13 protein-coding genes and 2 pseudogenes are annotated in these 16,192 nt (G+C 72.7%); 8 read left to right on the plus strand and 7 right to left on the minus strand.

Annotation, left to right across the window (positions count from 1 at the left end):
- The first annotated feature begins 122 nt into the window (after window positions 1–122).
- The gene (locus tag ABZ822_RS09280; RefSeq protein ID WP_360849382.1) at window positions 123–740 is read left to right on the plus strand and encodes a histidine phosphatase family protein; all 618 of its coding nucleotides are present in this window, start codon (window positions 123–125) and stop codon (window positions 738–740) included.
- A 282-nt stretch (window positions 741–1,022) separates the two neighbouring features.
- Here ABZ822_RS09280 and ABZ822_RS09285 read toward each other — a convergent pair whose 3' ends face one another.
- Window positions 1,023–2,396: a tetratricopeptide repeat protein gene (locus ABZ822_RS09285; protein WP_360850446.1), complete on the minus strand. Its 1,374-nt coding sequence runs from the start codon at window positions 2,394–2,396 to the stop codon at window positions 1,023–1,025.
- A gap of 302 nt (window positions 2,397–2,698) precedes the next feature.
- On the opposite strand from ABZ822_RS09285, the gene ABZ822_RS09290 reads away from it, so the two are divergent.
- A complete protein-coding gene (locus ABZ822_RS09290) occupies window positions 2,699–3,169 on the plus strand; it encodes a hypothetical protein (RefSeq protein WP_360849385.1) in 471 nt (156 codons plus the stop codon).
- 315 nt (window positions 3,170–3,484) lie between these two features.
- Window positions 3,485–4,339 carry a fused MFS/spermidine synthase gene (locus ABZ822_RS09295; RefSeq protein WP_360849388.1) on the plus strand — a complete coding sequence of 285 codons (855 nt, stop codon included), beginning with the start codon at window positions 3,485–3,487 and terminating at the stop codon, window positions 4,337–4,339.
- A 124-nt stretch (window positions 4,340–4,463) separates the two neighbouring features.
- On the opposite strand, the gene ABZ822_RS09300 is transcribed toward ABZ822_RS09295, so the two are convergent.
- On the minus strand, window positions 4,464–5,006 hold the full coding sequence (locus tag ABZ822_RS09300) for a hypothetical protein (protein WP_360849391.1): 543 nt from the start codon (window positions 5,004–5,006) through the stop codon (window positions 4,464–4,466).
- Between the two features lie 76 nt (window positions 5,007–5,082).
- Between ABZ822_RS09300 and ABZ822_RS09305 the strand changes: the two genes are divergently transcribed.
- The 3 genes and pseudogenes from ABZ822_RS09305 to ABZ822_RS09315 all read left to right on the plus strand — a co-directional run.
- Window positions 5,083–5,772 carry a response regulator transcription factor gene (locus tag ABZ822_RS09305; protein WP_360849393.1) on the plus strand — a complete coding sequence of 230 codons (690 nt, stop codon included), beginning with the start codon at window positions 5,083–5,085 and terminating at the stop codon, window positions 5,770–5,772.
- 58 nt (window positions 5,773–5,830) lie between these two features.
- Window positions 5,831–7,324 (plus strand): HAMP domain-containing sensor histidine kinase, encoded by a 1,494-nt coding sequence (locus ABZ822_RS09310; RefSeq protein WP_360849396.1) that lies wholly within the window; start codon window positions 5,831–5,833, stop codon window positions 7,322–7,324.
- Between the two features lie 316 nt (window positions 7,325–7,640).
- Window positions 7,641–8,531 (plus strand): annotated as a pseudogene (locus tag ABZ822_RS09315) (chitinase); the annotation flags it as partial.
- Between the two features lie 106 nt (window positions 8,532–8,637).
- On the opposite strand, the gene ABZ822_RS09320 reads toward ABZ822_RS09315, so the two are convergent.
- The 4 genes from ABZ822_RS09320 to ABZ822_RS09335 all read right to left on the minus strand — a co-directional run bounded on the left by ABZ822_RS09320 (window position 8,638) and on the right by ABZ822_RS09335 (window position 13,484).
- Window positions 8,638–10,038: a GH1 family beta-glucosidase gene (locus ABZ822_RS09320; RefSeq protein WP_360849399.1), complete on the minus strand. Its 1,401-nt coding sequence runs from the start codon at window positions 10,036–10,038 to the stop codon at window positions 8,638–8,640.
- A 175-nt stretch (window positions 10,039–10,213) separates the two neighbouring features.
- Window positions 10,214–11,155 (minus strand): carbohydrate ABC transporter permease, encoded by a 942-nt coding sequence (locus ABZ822_RS09325; protein WP_360849402.1) that lies wholly within the window; start codon window positions 11,153–11,155, stop codon window positions 10,214–10,216.
- On the minus strand, window positions 11,155–12,147 hold the full coding sequence (locus tag ABZ822_RS09330) for a sugar ABC transporter permease (RefSeq protein ID WP_360849405.1): 993 nt from the start codon (window positions 12,145–12,147) through the stop codon (window positions 11,155–11,157). The genes ABZ822_RS09325 and ABZ822_RS09330 overlap by 1 nt, the downstream gene beginning before the upstream one ends.
- A 5-nt stretch (window positions 12,148–12,152) precedes the next feature.
- Window positions 12,153–13,484, minus strand: coding sequence for an extracellular solute-binding protein (locus ABZ822_RS09335; protein ID WP_360849408.1), 1,332 nt, complete (start codon window positions 13,482–13,484; stop codon window positions 12,153–12,155).
- Between the two features lie 259 nt (window positions 13,485–13,743).
- On the opposite strand from ABZ822_RS09335, the gene ABZ822_RS09340 reads away from it, so the two are divergent.
- A complete protein-coding gene (locus ABZ822_RS09340; RefSeq protein WP_360850449.1) occupies window positions 13,744–14,787 on the plus strand; it encodes a LacI family DNA-binding transcriptional regulator in 1,044 nt (347 codons plus the stop codon).
- A 22-nt stretch (window positions 14,788–14,809) separates the two neighbouring features.
- Here the strand turns inward: ABZ822_RS09340 and ABZ822_RS09345 are convergent, their stop codons facing one another.
- On the minus strand, window positions 14,810–15,250 hold the full coding sequence (locus ABZ822_RS09345) for a VOC family protein (RefSeq protein WP_360849411.1): 441 nt from the start codon (window positions 15,248–15,250) through the stop codon (window positions 14,810–14,812).
- Between the two features lie 266 nt (window positions 15,251–15,516).
- On the opposite strand from ABZ822_RS09345, the pseudogene ABZ822_RS09350 reads away from it, so the two are divergent.
- Window positions 15,517–16,025, plus strand: a pseudogene (locus ABZ822_RS09350) (methyltransferase domain-containing protein).
- Window positions 16,026–16,192 lie beyond the last annotated feature (167 nt).

Here is a 16,192-nt window from a genome sequence, read left to right on the forward strand (position 1 = left end):
AGGGAAGACGCGGAGACCGCCCGCCAGGTTCACCGGGAAGCGGTGAGCGATGATGGAATTCGGCGCCGCAAAAGCCGCAAAGGCGCCACCGCACCGCACGTTCGTCGAGTGAAGAGGTCTCCATGGCACCGCGCATCCTGCTGGTCCGGCACGGAAAGACGGAGTGGTCGACGTCCGGCAGGCACACCGGCCGTACCGACATCCCCCTGCTGGACGAGGGCAGGCGCGGCGCCGAGCTCGTCGGCAAGCGGCTGCACCGGGCGCCGTTCGACGGCCTGGCGGACGCGGAGGTCCGGACGAGCCCGCTCTCCCGGGCCTCGGAGACCTGCGATCTGGCCGGGTTCGGGGACCGGGCCGAACCGTGGGACGTGCTGATGGAGTGGGACTACGGCGCGTACGAGGGCCTCACCCAGGCGCAGATCCAGGCGCAGCGTCCCGGGTGGTTCGTCTGGAGGGACGGGGTGCCGGAGGGGGAGACGCTCGACGAACTCGCGCGCCGGGCGGACGCGGTGGTGGAGTGGGCGTGCTCGGCGGACCGCGACGTGCTGGTCTTCGCGCACGGGCACATCCTCAGGGCGCTGGCGGCGCGCTGGCTCGGACGCCATGTGTCCTTCGCCGCCCGCATCCAGCTGGACCCGACGTCGCTGTCGATCCTGGGGTGGGCCTACGGCGAGACGGCGCTGGAGCGCTGGAACGACCTCGGCCACATCGACCTCGCCGGGCAGCTCGCTCCGCGCTGAAGCGCGCGGATGACCGGCGCCCTCCGCCGCGCAGCGGAGGGCGCCGGTCCTGGATCGTCGGCATCCGCACCCACCGCGCACGCGCCGGATACCCGAACGGACGGTCAGCGGCGTTGAGTTGATGCGCGCGTGCGTGCGGGGTCGCGTACGGCGTCACCCCGGCGCGCGTCCCCCTGCGCGCGCCCGCGGCGGTGACGATCCGTGCCCGCGGCCCGGGCGCCGGAGCGTGACCTCGCTCAAGCGCCCGCCACCCGAGCGTGACCTGACCCGAGCGCCCGCCGCCTAGGCGTGCGCCGTCGCCGCGTGCAGGGCCAGGAAGTCGGCCACCGGCGCCGAGTCCGCGTGGCGCCGGCGGAGGAACTCCGCCGTGGTGTCCAGCATCGCGCGGATACGGGACGACTGGACCTGGTCCAGCAGCCGCAGCACCCGCCTCCCCGAGTGCGCCGCCTCGTCCGGGGCTCCGTCGCGCGCGAGGTTCCCCGCCAGCTCCGCCGTGAACAGCGCGATGTTGCGCGCGAAATGGGAGTCCTGAAGGGACACGGCCCGGCGCGCGTGGTCAGCGGCGCGCCCCCATTCGCCCAGCGCGGACCAGCACTGCGCCTCCAGCCCCTCCAACTCGGCCTCGCCGTAGAAGGTCATCCACTCCGGGTCCTGGTCCGACGGGCCGCGTCCGAAGAGCGTGTGGGCGCGCAGCAGCGCGTCCTCGCACGCCGCGCGGTCGCCGAGCCGCGCCCAGCCCCCCGCCTCGCGCAGCGCGAGCAGCGACATCAGACGCGGCGAGGACAGGTGCTTCGCCGCCCGCTGTGCCGCCTGGGCGGCGCGTACGGCCTCGCGCGGGCGTCCCGCGTCGCGCGCCAGGAACGCGGTGTTGCAGAACGCGTGCGCCTCCAGGGCGGCGTCGCCCGCCACCCGCGCCGTCGCCAGTGCCTCGCCGTAGTGCGAGCGGGCGTCGGCGAAGCGGCCCGAGTCGTGGGCCAGCCAGCCGACGGAGATGGCGAGTTCGCCGGCCCCTGCGTGCAACCGGTCGGCCGTGGACTGGCGGCGGGTGTCCGCGTCGAGCAGGGCGTAGGCGGTGCGCAGCGGTTGGGCCGCCCGCCGGTAGAGACCGTCCGCGCCGTGCCGGTCGTCGAGCAGGCGGATTCGGCGTACGGCCTCCTCGACCTCCGCCGCCTCGGTCTCCCCGGCACGCCGGGGCGGCCGGGAGAAGCCCAGCCCCAGGGATCCTGCGGCCAGGGCGGCGGCGGGGCCGCCGGTCATGAATGCGCGACGCAGCACGTCGCTCTCCTCGTGGGTGGTGACAGGGGGATGTGGTTCGTTACGAGCCGCGGGCACGATGCCATACGCGCGGGCCCCCCGCCCGCGCACGTCCTCGCGGGCCGCGAAGCCCATGTCCGCGAGCGTGCGGTCCGGGAACATGTGCCGGAACACACGCTCGTAGGCGTAGTTGGGGCACCGGATCTCCCCCGACTCCACGCGCCCGATGTAGCGCGCGTCGCAGGAGACCTGTTCCCCGATGTCGCGTGCCGCGCGGCGTACGGCGGCGGCGAACTCTCCCGGAGACCGCGTGCCGCGCAGGCGCCGGAAAGCCGTGTTCGGCTGCGATGCGGGGCGCGCGGCGGTGCCCCGCGAGGACGGTGACGAAGACGCAGACGGCATGGCCATGGCCGAGCCCTCTCCCTGGCGGTGCTCCGCCCCGTAAGGGGGCGGGATCTCTGGGCCGCCGTTTCCGTGTGCGACAGGACGGTGTGGAACCGTCGGGGACGCCCGGACCGGCGAGGCAGACCGTACCTGGTGTGACACCGGCAATACCCAGGGTTTGGCTACAAACCGGATATCTCACCCACGATCTGCCATGAAGTGCCATCCTTTACGGCGGCGTGCCGCCGTAGCCGTTGACGCCGCTCCGCGTTGAACCCTGGAGAGGAGCGGCGGCGCTTCTCTTGGAGGAGGGGTTACTCGTGGTGGAGGCCGGCGTGGACATCAGTGGTTCGCAGACGACTGCCCAGCATCACCCCAGCCCGGACTTCAGCCGGGCGTCCGACGACGCAGGCGACGGGTGTGATCTCGTGACCGTCCCGGCGCGTCAGGGCCTGGAGGCGGTCGACATCCTGCGGCGGGCCGTCGGGCCCGGGGTCCCTCCCGGATGCGCGGACGCCGAGGCCGCTGCAGTGGGTCCCGTGCTGCTGGACGGTGGCGGCGACACCCTCGGCTTCCTCGTGCCGCCCGGGACGGCCGACGCGTGGGACGTCCCGGGCAGCGCCTGTACCCAGACCGCCGGGCGCGGACTGCCGCTGGTCACCGAGGAGTCGGAGGGGGAGGGCTGGCTGGTGCCGCCTGCCGGTGACAACGCCGTCACCGACCCGGAGGTGCTGCGGGCCGCGCTGGGCGAGGCCGCCCGCCTGATCGAGGCCGCGGACGGCTGCAGCTGAGCCGGACGTGCCATCGGCGCCCTGGGTCACCCCTCTTGGGCCCCGCGTCGTGCCCGTGCTGCCCCATGTCGGGCCTCCGCGTCGGGGCCGCCCCTCGGGCCGCGTCTCGCCACCGGCCCGCGCCGGAGCCGAACTCTCCGCCGCACGTCTGCGCACGCCCATGCGTGCGGGCCCCGCTGCCGCCGCCCATGCCCGCCACCTTCCGCAGCACCTCCGAGGCGGCGTTCGCGGAACGCCTCGGGGCCACCGCGCCCTGTACCACCGGCTGAGCACCCCGTACGGACCGGGCGGGCCGCGCCCCGCGATACTGGAGGCATGGCGAAGGGCAGACGGCGCGGTGCCGAGACGGTCACCGAGGAGGTGGACGGCGGCGTCGCCGAACTCGTCCCCGACCCCGACCGGCCACGGGCCCGCACCCTGCTCGTCGACGGCGCCCCGCAGTCCCATGTGGACCTGGACGATCCGGCGTACCTCGGCTTCGCGTACCAGCGCAGGCTCGGCCACATCGCCGATCTGGCCGCACCGCCCGGCCGGCCCGTCCAGGCGCTGCATCTGGGCGGTGGTGCTTTCACCCTCGCGCGGTACATCGCGTCCACACGGCCCCGTTCCACCCAGCAGGTGGTCGAACTCGACGCCCGGCTGGTCCAGTTCGTCCGGCGCGAGCTGCCACTGGAGAGCGGCTGGCGGATCCGGGTCCGGGGCGGCGATGCACGGGCCGGGCTCGCCAAGGTGCCCGAGGGCTGGGCGGACCTGATCATTCTGGACGTCTTCGGTGGGGCCCGTACGCCCGCGCACCTGACGAGCACCGAGTTCGCGTCCGAGGTACGCAGGGCTCTGCGGCCGGGCGGCTTCTACGCCGCGAACCTCGCCGACGGGCCCCCGCTGGCCCATCTGCGCGCGCAGATCGCCACCGTGGGCACGGCGTTCCCGGAGATGTGCGTGGTGGCCGACCCGGCGGTGCTGCGCGGACTGCGGTTCGGCAACGCCGTTCTGCTGGCCTCGGACCGGCCACTGCCCGTCAGCGACCTCACCCGCAGGGCCGCCGGTGACCCCGAACTGGGGCGCGTGGAGCACGGGAAGGCTCTGTCGGACTTCACCGGCGGCGCGGTCCCGGTGAGCGACGCGGCGGCACGGCCGTCACCCGCGCCGCCGGAGGACGCCTTCGAGTGACGGACGGGTGACGGGGGCGCTCTCCGCCCGGGCACTCTCGGCCCGGCCGCCCGGGCACCCTCGGCCTGGCCGCTCGCGTCCCCCGCCCGGTACGCCGGACGCAAGAGTCAGGCGTCGCGTCGGCTCATCCGCCGACGACCTGGACCGTCGGCGCGTGGCCGTTCCAGGTGCAGAAGACCGAGGTCGTCCGCGCGTCCTTCGTGAAGTTCACCCGGATCCACTCGGACTGCTTCCAGACCTGGACCCGCCATCCGGCATCCGGTGTCGCGGAGACCAACTCGGCCGAGTACCGGCCGAGTTCGAAGACGGCGCGGCCGCCCGTGGCGTCGTAGCTCTTCACCTCACCGCTCGCCGCGGACGATCCGGAGCCCGGTCCCGTGGCGGTGGGGCGCCCGGGCTTCTTCGCCTGCGGCTCCGACGGTCCGTCACCCGACGACCCCGAGTCGGACGGGCGTTCGGGGCGGCGGGTGGACGAGGACTCCGGTTCCGCGCCGCCCGCCGCTCCCGTGCGCTCGGTGGCGTCGGCGGTCAACGGGAGCGCACGCGGCGGGTCGTACGCCGTCCCGGCGAGCACGGTGTGGACGCCCCACCACGACAGCGTCACCGCCGCACCCGTGGCGAGCGTCCACGCCACGGCGTGTACGAGCCCTCGTCGCATGCGGCTCATACTGCCGCACTCGGCGGTTCCCGGCGATGCCCGGAGGGCGGGACGTCCGCTGCGGGGATGGCGTACGGTGCCGCGCATGGCAAGTGTGCTCGTGGTCGAGGACGACCAGTTCGTGCGCTCAGCCCTCATCCGGCACCTCACCGAGGCGTCCCACACCGTGCGGAGCGTGGGCACGGCGCTCGAGGCGCTGCGTGAGGTGGCCCATGTCCGGTTCGACGTCGTCGTGCTGGACCTCGGACTGCCCGACCTCGACGGGGCCGAGGTCCTGAAGATGCTGCGCGGGGTCACCGACGTCCCGGTGATCATCGCCACGGCGCGCGACGAGGAGTCCGAGATCGTCCGGCTCCTCAACGACGGTGCCGACGACTACCTGGTGAAACCGTTCTCCGTGGACCACCTCTCCGCCAGGATCGCCGCTGTGCTGCGCCGCGCGCGGGGCCATGCGGGCGACGGGCCGCCGCCCCGGGCGATCCGCGTCGGCGGGCTGGAGATCGACCGGCTGCGGCGCCAGGCGGAGCTGGACGGGACCGCCCTGGACCTCACGCGCCGCGAGTTCGACCTGCTGGCCTTCCTCGCCGAGAGGCCCGGAGTGGTCGTGGCCCGCAAGGAGTTGCTCGCCGAGGTCTGGCACCTGTCGTACGGGGACGACCAGACCATCGACGTCCATCTGTCCTGGCTGCGACGCAAGCTGGGGGAGACGGCCGCCAAGCCCCGCTATCTGCACACCCTGCGGGGCGTCGGGGTCAAGCTGGAGCCTCCCGCGTGAGGGGCGGGCCCGCGGGTCCACCGGCCCGCCGACGCTCCGGCTCCCGGGAGGAGTCGCGATGAGATGGGCCCTGGTCAAGGTGTGCCTGGCCGTCACCGCCATGGTCGTGGTGGCGTTCGCCGTCCCGCTCGGGCTCGTCGTCAAGGAGATGGCGCGCGACCGGGCTTTCTCCAACGCCGAGCGCCAGGCCGCCACCCTGGGCCCGGCACTCGCCATCACCACCGACCGCAGGCCGCTGCAGCGTGCCGTCGCCAGTACGGAGTTGTGGGCGGAGGGCCGGATGGCGGTCCATGTCCCGGCGGGAGGTGCCGGGTCCGGCGGTACGGGCGCCCGGCAGGACGGGCCCGGCGACGGAGCCGCCGTGGAGATCGGCAAGCGCCGCGTCACCGACGCCGACCTGGCGACCGTGACGCGGATGGGCCGCGCCTCCATCTCCTCGGTGCCCGGCGGCTACGCGCTGCTCCAGCCCACCGCCATCGGCTCCGGACAGGTCGCCGTCGTCGAGGTGTTCGTGCCCGACAGCGAGGTCACCAACGGCGTCACCACCGCCTGGGCCGTCCTCGCCGTCGTCGGCCTCGCCCTCATCGTCGGTGCCGTCGCCGTCGCCGACCGGCTCGGCACCCGGATGGTCCGGCCCGCGGAGGAACTCGCGGGCGCCGCGCACGACCTGGGCGAGGGACGCCTCGCCGCGCGCGTCCCCGAACGGGGGCCCGCCGAACTGCGCGCCGCCGCCGTCGCGTTCAACTGCATGGCCGACCAGGTGGTCCAACTGCTCGCCAACGAGCGGGAACTGGCCGCCGACCTCTCCCACCGGCTGCGCACCCCGCTGACCGTGCTGCGGCTCAACGCCGCCTCGCTGGGCGACAGTGCCGCCGCCGACCAGACCCGGACGGCCGTCGCCCGACTCGAGGGCGAGGTCGACCGGATCATCCGCACCGCGCGCGAGCAGAAGCCGCAGACGCAGGGCCCGCTGGGGGCGGGCAGCGGGTGCGACGCGTCCGAGGTGATCCGCGAACGCATGGGCTTCTGGTCCGCGCTCGCCGAGGACGAGGGCCGGAGGGTGCGGACGGCCGGGGTCGAGCGGCCGGCGCGCGTGCCGGTGGCCCGCCCCGAACTGGCCGCCGCCCTCGACGCGATGCTCGGCAACGTCTTCCGGCACACCGCCGAGGGCACCGCCTTCTCCGTGGACGTGCACAACGGCGAGGACGCGGTGATCGTGCTCGTCTCGGACGCCGGACCCGGGATCGAGGACCCGGGCGCGGCGCTGCGGCGCGGCCACGGCGACGGCCGCCCCGGCTCGACCGGACTCGGGCTCGACATCGTCCGCCGGGTCGCCGAGTCCACGGGCGGTGACGTACGCATCGGGCCCTCGGTGCTGGGCGGTACGGAGGTACGCGTCCGGCTCGGGCTCGACGGGCGGCGGCGTCTCCTCCCGGGCGGCCGGGGACACCGCGTCGCCCGGCGCGGGCGCGGGCGCGGGCGGGGGCGGAAGGCGGCCGGGGCGACCGGCGGCCGGAAGGCCGGAGGCATGCGCCCGGCGGGCGATCTGTAAGAAGTCTCACCTCCGTCCCCGATCTTGGCCTGTCCCGTTCGCGCGCGCGTTAGCGTGCTCGTACAGACACTCGGACGCGGGAAGGGGCCACGACGCCATGAGCAGGGCGCACGGGCGCGGGACGAACCGTACGGCCGTGACGGCCGGAGCGGTCGTCGCCGCAGCCGCCGTCGTGGGCGGGGGCGTGTACCTGCTGACGGGCACGGACGACGAGGAGGGGCACGGCCCGTCCGGCAAGCCCCGCACGTCGTCCTCGCAGCCGGAGCGGACCCGGGAGCCCTCGCCGACGAAGACGAAGGACCCGCGCCCGCCGCACGCGCGCTTCGCCCCGTACATCGACACCACGCTCTCCCCGCCCTACGACATGGTGGACACGGCGCGGAAGACCGGGGTGAAGGAGTTCAACCTCGCTTTCATCAGCCCCGGCGACGGGTGCACGCCGAAGTGGGGCGGCAAGTCGGCGCTGACCGACAACGCGGTGGCCGGGCAGATCGACGACCTGCGCGCGCAGGGAGGGGACGTACGGCTGTCGTTCGGCGGCCAGGGCGGTTCGGAACTCGCCCGGTCCTGCCGGTCGGTGTCCCAGCTCGCCGACGCCTACGGCCGGATCATCGACACCTACCGGCTCACCAAGATCGACTTCGACGTCGAGCACGACGCGCTGGCCGACACGGCGGCCAACACCCGCCGCGCGCAGGCCGTCGCGCGGCTCCAGAAGAAGCACCCGGACCTCCAGGTGTCGTACACCCTGCCCGTGATGCCGGCCGGGCTGAACCCGAAGGCACTCGACCTGCTCACCGACGCCCGGAAGAACGGCGTGAAGGTCTCCGCCGTGAACATCATGGCGATGGACTACGGGTCCAGCTTCAGCGACGACATGGGCCGGTACGCGATCCAGGCCGCCACCTCGGCGCAGAAGCAGATCAAGGGCGCGCTGGGCCTGTCGGACGAGGCCGCGTGGAAGACGCTCGCCGTCACCCCCATGATCGGGCTCAACGACATCACCACCGAGACCTTCACGCTGGACGACGCGAAGGAACTGGTGGCGTTCGCCGAGTCCAAGGACCTGGCGTGGCTCTCGATGTGGTCCGCCACCCGCGACAAGCCGTGCCCCGACGGCACGAAGAAGGCGGCCCGGGCGACGTGCAGTTCGGTCACCGAGGACGAGCTGGCCTTCACCCGGGTACTTGCTGCGTACAACGACTGAAACCCGTCCTCCCCGGATCCCGTCTTCCAGGCTGCCACCCCCCACGCCCCGCCCCGGCCAGGAACCCCCCCTCCGGCCGGGGCGTGTGCGATCCGCAGGGCGCGGCCTAGGCGGGAGGCAGTACGCCCGAGCGCGCCACGTCGGCGTACCAGTGGGCGCTGGACTTCGGCGTACGGGCCTGGGTCGCGTAGTCGACGTGGACGGCGCCGAAGCGCTTCTCGTAGCCGTAGGCCCACTCGAAGTTGTCCAGGAACGACCACAGGAAGTAGCCCCGGACGTCCGCCCCGTCGGCGATCGCGCGGTGCACGGCGCCGAGGTGGGAGTGCAGATAGGCGATCCGCTCCGGGTCGTGGACGACGCCGTCGGCATCGGGCTTGTCCTCGTACGCGGCGCCGTTCTCGGTGACGAGCAGGGGCACCCGCGGGACCTCCCGGGTGAACCGCATGAGCAGGTCGTACAGGCCGGTCGGGTCCACCGACCATTCCATGGCGGTGAGTTCGCCGGGCGGCTGGTGGAAGGCGACGCGGTCGGCGCCGGGCCAGGGGGACTGCGCGCCGGCGCCGTGGCCGTCCTTGCGCGGGGGCTCGTTGTCAGTGGCCGCTGATACGACTGTGGGCGTGTAGTAGTTGATGCCCAGCGCGTCCAGGGGGTGCTTGATGACGCTCAGGTCGAAGTCGCGCACGAACTGCCAGTCGGTGATCCCCGCCGTGTCCTCGAAGAGGTCCGCGGGGTACCGGCCGTGGAGCATGGGGTCGGTGAAGATACGGGTCGCGAGCGCGTCGATCCGCCGCTGAGCGTCGCCGTCCTCCGCCGAGGGCGTCAGAGCCCGTACGGCACCGGGGTTGATGCTGACGGCCACGCGGGCGCGGGCGGGCAGGGCTCCGCGCAGGGCCTGGGCGCCCAGACCGTGGGCGAGGTTGAGGTGGTGCGCGGCGCGCAGGGCGGCGACGGGGTCGGTGCGGCCGGGGGCGTGCACGCCCGAGCCGTAGCCGAGGAAGGCGCTGCACCAGGGCTCGTTGAGGGTGGTCCACATCTCGACGCGGTCGCCGAGTGCGTCGGCGACGAGGCGTGCGTAGTCGGCGAAGCGGTACGCGGTGTCGCGTTCCGGCCAGCCGCCCGCGGACTCCAGCTCCTGCGGGAGGTCCCAGTGGTAGAGGGTGAGGAGCGGTGTGATGCCGTGGGCGAGGAGTTCGTCGACGAGTGCGCGGTAGAAGTCCAGGCCGCGCTGGACGGCGGGGCCGCGGCCGGTCGGCTGGACGCGCGGCCAGGAGACGGAGAAGCGGTAGGCCCCGAGCCTCAGTTCGGCCATGAGACGGACGTCTTCGCGGAAGCGGTGGTAGTGGTCGACGGCGACGTCACCGGTGTCGCCCCCGGCCACCTTGCCGGGGGTGTGGCTGAAGGTGTCCCAGATGGAGCGAGTGCGGCCGTCCTCCTGCGCCGCTCCCTCGACCTGGTATGCGGCGGTCGCCGCGCCCCACAGGAAGCCGGGCGGAAAGCTAGCGGTCATGTGAGCGCTCCCATGGTTGGCGGTGCGGAATGGAGTGACAGGGGGTGGCTGCTGGGCTCGGGGGAGGGGAGGGGGAAGGGGAAGGGAGTGGGGATGGGGGCCGGGGAGGGGCGAACGAGGTGGCCGGAAGCGGGAGTTCGGGGCCGTGCGCGCCTCCGCCCGCACGGCCCGCGGCTCACCCCTTGATCGCGCCGTTCATGATCCCGCCCACGATCTGCTTGCCGAAGACGGTGAAGGCCAGTAGCAGGGGCAGGGTGCCCAGCAGCGCGCCCGCCATGATGACCGACTGGTCGGGTATGTAGCCCCGGCCCAGACCCGTCAGCGCGACCTGCACCGTCGGGTTGTCCTGGGTCAGCGCGATGATCGGCCAGAAGAAGTCGTTCCACGCCTGGACGAAGGTCAGCATCGCCAGCACCGCCATCGCGGGCCGGGCAACGGGGAAGACCACGTGCCACACGATCCGCAGGCTGCTCGCGCCGTCCACGCGCGCCGCCTCGATCAGCTCGGTCGGCAGCGCCTCGGTGAGGTACTGCCGCATGAAGAACACCCCGAAGGCGCTGACGAGCGTCGGCAGGATCACCGCCTGGAGCTGATTCGTCCACTCCAGTTCGGCGACCGTCATGAACAGCGGGACCACGCTGAGCTGCGGCGGCACCATCATCGTGGCGATCGTCAGCACCAGCAGCACATTCTTGAGGCGGAAGCGGAGCTTGGCGAAGGCGAACCCGGCCACGGTCGAGAACAGCACGGTCCCGATCGTGATCGTGCCCGCCACGATCGTCGTGTTGAGCAGCGCCAGGCCCATGTTGGCGTCGGTCCAGGCCGTTTCGAGGTTCTGCAGCAGCCGGCCGCCGAACCAGAACGGCGGAGGCGTCTCCGCCAGCCGGGAGTTGGTGCGGGATGCGGCGATCGCCGTCCACAGCAGCGGGAAGAGCGAGCCCGCCGTGAAGACGATGAGTACGGCGTAGGTGATCCTGCCGTCGTGGAGGTGCCGCCCGGCCGTACCGGCGCGGCCCGACCGGCGTACGCGCCGGGGCCGCCCCGGACCTCCGGGTGCCCCGGTCCCGTTCCGCCGGCCCGCTGCGCGCGGCTCCCCGGCGACGGCGGTCGTCGTCATCACGCCTCCTCACGGTTCTTGCGCAGCGCCCGGACCAGCGCGAAGTACAGCGGGAAGATCAGGAGCAGGATCAGGAACATCGCCCAGGCGATGGCCGCGGCCCGGCCGAGGTGGAAGTTGAACCAGCCCTGCTCGTACATGTAGAGCCCCAGGGTCTGGAACTGGTGCGAGGCGCCGCCCTTCTCGCCGCCCGCGCCGCCGAAGAGCAGTGGCTCCCCGAAGAGCTGGGTGGCCCCGATCGTGGAGACCACGATGGTGAAGAGGATCGTCGGCCGCAGCGACGGGATCGTCACGTGCAGGAACTGCCGCCACCGCGAGGCCCCGTCCAGCGCCGCCGATTCGTAGAGATCGTTCGGCACGGCCTGCATGGCGGCCAGATAGATCAGGGCGTTGTAGCCCGTCCAGCGCCAGACCACGATCGAGGACACCGCGATCTGCGAACTCCAGTCGCCGTTCTGCCAGTCGACCGTGTCGATCCCGACCAGCCCCAGCGCCCAGTTGACCATGCCGTAGTCGCGCCCGAAGAGCAGCACGAACACCAGCGTCGCCGCAGCCACCGACGTCGCGTACGGGGTGAGCATCGCGACCCGGAAGAACATCGAGCCGCGCAGCCGGTAGTTGAGGAGATGCGCGATGCTCAGTGCCATCAGCAGCTGCGGAACGGTGGAGATCACCCCGATCGTGAAGGTGTTCCGCAGCGCGTTCCAGAAGAACTCGTCCTCCAGGAGCCGGGTGTAGTTGTGCAGCCCGGCCCACTCCATGTGCGTGGGGTCGTGCAGCGAGACCCGGTGGAGGGAGGACCAGCCGGTGTAGAGGAGAGGGAAGAGGCCGAAGGCGGTGAAGAAGAGGAAGAACGGCGCGACGAAGGCGTACGGGCTCCACCGCACGTCCCGGCGGTAGCGGCGGCTGCGGCGCTCCGCCGCCCGGCGCTCGCGCAGGGCCGCGCCCCCCTCCAGGGCGGGGGGCGCGACCGTGTCCTGCTGGACGGTCATGCGCGTCACTGGTCCAGCGCGTTGTCGATGTTCTTCATGGCCGCGTCCCATCCCTGGCGGGGCGACTTGCCCTGCTGCTCGACCTGGAGGATGCCGACATCGGTGAAGGCGGTCTGCAGGGTCTGGTCCTTCTCGCCCACCACCAGCGTCGGGATGCCCTCGGCGGCCTCGGCGAAGATCTTGCCGATGGGCGCGTCGTCGAAGTAGGCGTGCTTCGCACCGGCGACCTCCGGGAGGTCGTACGCCGCCTGGGAGCTGGGGAAGCTGGCCTGCTTCTCGAAGAGCTTGGCCTGCTGCGCGGGGGCGGTCAGCCAGGCGGCGAGCTTCACGGCCTCGTCCTTGTTCTTCGCCGCCTCGGGCACGGTGAGGAAGGAGCCGCCCCAGTTCGCCGGCTTGGGCGCGGGCGCGACGTCCCACTGGTCCTCGGCGCCCTTGCCGGCCTTCTCCTTGATGTAGCCGAGCATCCAGGGCGGGCAGGAGACGGTGGCGAAGCGGCCGTTGGCGTACGCCTGGTCCCAGCTCTTGTCGAACTGCTTGAGCTTGGCCGTCATCTTCCCCTCGATGACGTCCATCGCCAGGCCCCAGGCTTCCTTGACGGCCGGGCTCTTCTTGTGGACGAGCTTGCCGCTCCTGTCGTAGTAGCGCTCGGCGTTGCTGTTGACCGCGGCGTTGTAGACGCCGCCGGCGGCGTCGACGAAGACCGTGCCCTTGGGGGCCTCGGCCATGTAGTCCTTGCCGGTGTCCACGTACTTCTGCCAGTCGCCCGCCCACAGCTTGCCGACTTCGTCGCGGTCGGTCGGCAGCCCGGCCTTCTTGAACAGGTCCTTCCGGTAGCAGATCGCCATCGGGCCGATATCGGTGCCGAGCCCGACCGTACTGCCGTCCTCGGCGGTCGCCTGCGCCCACTTCCACGGCACGAAACTGGCCTTGTCGACGCCCTTGGCCTGGCCGAGATCGACGAACTTGTCCGCGTGGCGGCGCGCGACCTCCGCGATGTTGCCGACCTCGACCGCCTGGATGTCCTGCAGCCCGCTGCCGGTGCCGAGGTGGGTCAGGAGCTGCGGGTAGTACTGGTCGACCCGCTCGATCGACGTCTCCTTGATCGTCACGCCCGGATTCAACTTCTCGTACTCGTCGTAGAGCCCGGCCTGCTTGTAGCCGAAGACGCCGAACACCCCGATGGTGACGGTGGTCCTGCCCTTGCCGTCCTTGCCGCCCGGACCGGCACCGCCGGGCTCCTCGCTGTCGTCGGCGCAGCCCGCGAGCAGGCCGGCGCCCAGGGCGGCGACGGCCGCGAGGACCACCACCCGGTGGGGCATGCGGGACATTGAGCGCATTGCGTACTCCTCTGCACTGACGTACCGCTCCCGGCCAAGGGGCTTGCGACAGGGGGGAAGTGGTGCTGCGGCTCGGGTGTGGAACGTACGGGATGTGTAGGACTCCGGTACCTTGGGAGCGCTCCCAGACGTGATGTGTTGAAGGGTTGCGGCTCCCCGATGGGGTGTCAAGGCTGCGGACCAGAGCAACTCGATCCACTCGAAATGATGTTCAATGACACCGCGGTACCCGGTACGGGACGCATGGCTGGAGGCGCACATGGCGGGGACCGGACGACGCACCAGCGGGCGCCGCGGAGGCAGACCCACGCTCGAGGAGGTCGCCGCCCGCGCGGGGGTCGGCCGCGGCACCGTCTCCCGGGTCATCAACGGCTCGCCCCGGGTCAGCGCCCGGACCCGCGCCGCCGTCGAGGAGGCCGTCGCGGAACTCGGCTACACCCCGAACCGCGCCGCACGGGCGCTCGCGGGCAACCGGGCCGACGCGGTCGCCCTCGTCATCCCCGAGCCCGAGACCCGGGTCTTCGCCGAACCGTACTTCTCCGACGTCATCCAGGGTGTCGGCGCCGAACTCGCCGACACCGAGATGCAGTTGCTGCTCATCCTCATCCGGACGCCCAAGGAGCGGCAGCGCCTCGCCCAGTATCTGAGCGGCCACCGCGTGGACGGCGTCCTGCTGGTCTCCGTGCACGCCGACGACCCGCTGCCCGACCTGCTGGAGCAGATCGGGATGCCCGCGGTGCTCGGCGGCCGCCGCACGGCCGGCGAACCCGTCGCGTACGTCGACTCGGACAACACCGGCGGAGCCCGTACGGCCGTGGAGCATCTGCTCGCGCGCGGCCGGCGCCGGATCGCCACGATCACCGGGCCCCTCGACATGCACGCGGCACGCTGCCGCCTCGACGGCTACCGCGGGGGGCTGGCCGCTGCGGGCCTGCCGGAGGACGACGCGCTGATCGTGTCCGCCGACTTCACCGAGGACGGCGGCCGGCGGGCCATGCGCGAGCTGCTGGACCGTACGCCCGGCCCGGACGCGGTCTTCGCGGCCTCCGACGTGATGGCGTCCGGCGCCCGCCAGGTGCTGCGGGAGTCGGGCCGCAGGGTTCCCGACGACATCGCCCTCGTCGGCTTCGACGACTCCCCGATAGCCCGCCACATGGACCCGCCCCTGACGAGTGTCCGCCAGCCGATCGAGGAGATGGGCCGGGCGATGGCGCGCGTCCTGCTGGAGGAGATCGGCGAACGCCGCCCGGAACGGCCGCGGTTGGTCCTGCCGACGGAGCTGGTGGTGCGGGAGTCGTCCTGAGCGGAGGGCGCCGGGGTACGGCTCAGTCCTCGGCCTCCAGCCCGTGCGCTGCCAGGTACGACGGCTCGAACTCGCCGATCTCGATGAGATGCCCGTCGGGATCGACGATGAAGCAGCGCCGCTCCTGCGGGCGTTGGACCGGGGGCGTGAGGAAACGGGCGCCGCGCTCGGAGAGCGTCCGGTAGGCGCTGTCGATGTCCGCCACGCGCACGTTCAGGATGCTGGAGAACTCCCGGTGGCTCTCCGGCGGGACCGCCGTCACGTCCGGCTTGTCCGGCGTCGGGCCGCCACCGCTGTTGAGGATGAGCCAGGAACCGTACAGGCGCAGCATCACGGGATTCTTCTCCCGTACGACCTCCGCGTCGAAAACGCGCGTGTAGAAGGCGCGGGAGGCGTCCTGGTCGCGCACGATGAGCAGGTGGGTGACCAGCGCGCCCTGGCCGGGGTGGGGGAAGGACTCCATGGTGTCTCCTGCTCGTTCCCGGGGCGGCTGCCCCGTCGCTCGTGCCCGTGGTGCGCCGCGCTCGCGGCGCCGCACTCCGATCGTGACCCGCGCGGTGGCGGTACGGGCGGCTGACGGGTCGGATCCGTCGCGACCGGTATGGAATCTGTCGTCTCCCGGAGGCCTCGGCTGCGAAGCGCCTCCGGTGGGGGCGCGCGCGGCGAGACGGGGGTGCGGCCGCCCGGCCCCAGGCCCCGGCCCGTTCGTACACCACGGAGGAGACGCCGATGACCGACGACACCGCCTCGGGCGCGGAGTTCTGGGACGGACGCTTATGCGGAGAGCGACCGCATCGGGAGCGGGAAGCCCAGCACCGCCCTCATGCGGGAGGCCACCGGGCTCCCGCCGGGCCACGCCCTGGACCTGGGCCGCGGCGAAGGGGCCGACGCGATCTGGCTCGCACAGGCGGGATGGAGGGTGACGGCCACCGACATCCCCCGGCCCGGGTCGCGCTCGCCCGGGCCGCCGCGCACGCGTCGGAGGAAGGCGTCGCCGACCGCATCGTCCGGAAGCGGGTGGATCTGGCAGAGACCTTCCCCGACGGGCGCTTCGATCTCGTCAGCGCTCCGAGATCCACTTCCCGACGCCGCAGGAGGTCCTGGACGACCTCGACCTTGCGAAGGGGGAGTGGGAGGTGCTGCGCAGCGAGGAGTACGAGCGGAGCCGGCCGTCCCCTGACGGAAGCCCGGCGGTACGGCGCGACAACACACTGATGGCCCGCCGCCTGGCGCGGTGACGGCCCTCTCCAACAGACGCCGTTGCAGACAGAGTTGGACGGGAACGGTGCGGACGAGGGCGGGATGAGCCGTACGGCGTGGGCTGATGGCCTCGTACGCCCCCCGGGGCGTCGCCTCCCGGTCCTCCTGAGGAACGGGCGGGGTGGGCGGGCCGTCGCAGCGGAAG

It is taken from the genome of Streptomyces sp. NPDC047108 (assembly GCF_040643575.1).
Taxonomy (GTDB): domain Bacteria; phylum Actinomycetota; class Actinomycetes; order Streptomycetales; family Streptomycetaceae; genus Streptomyces.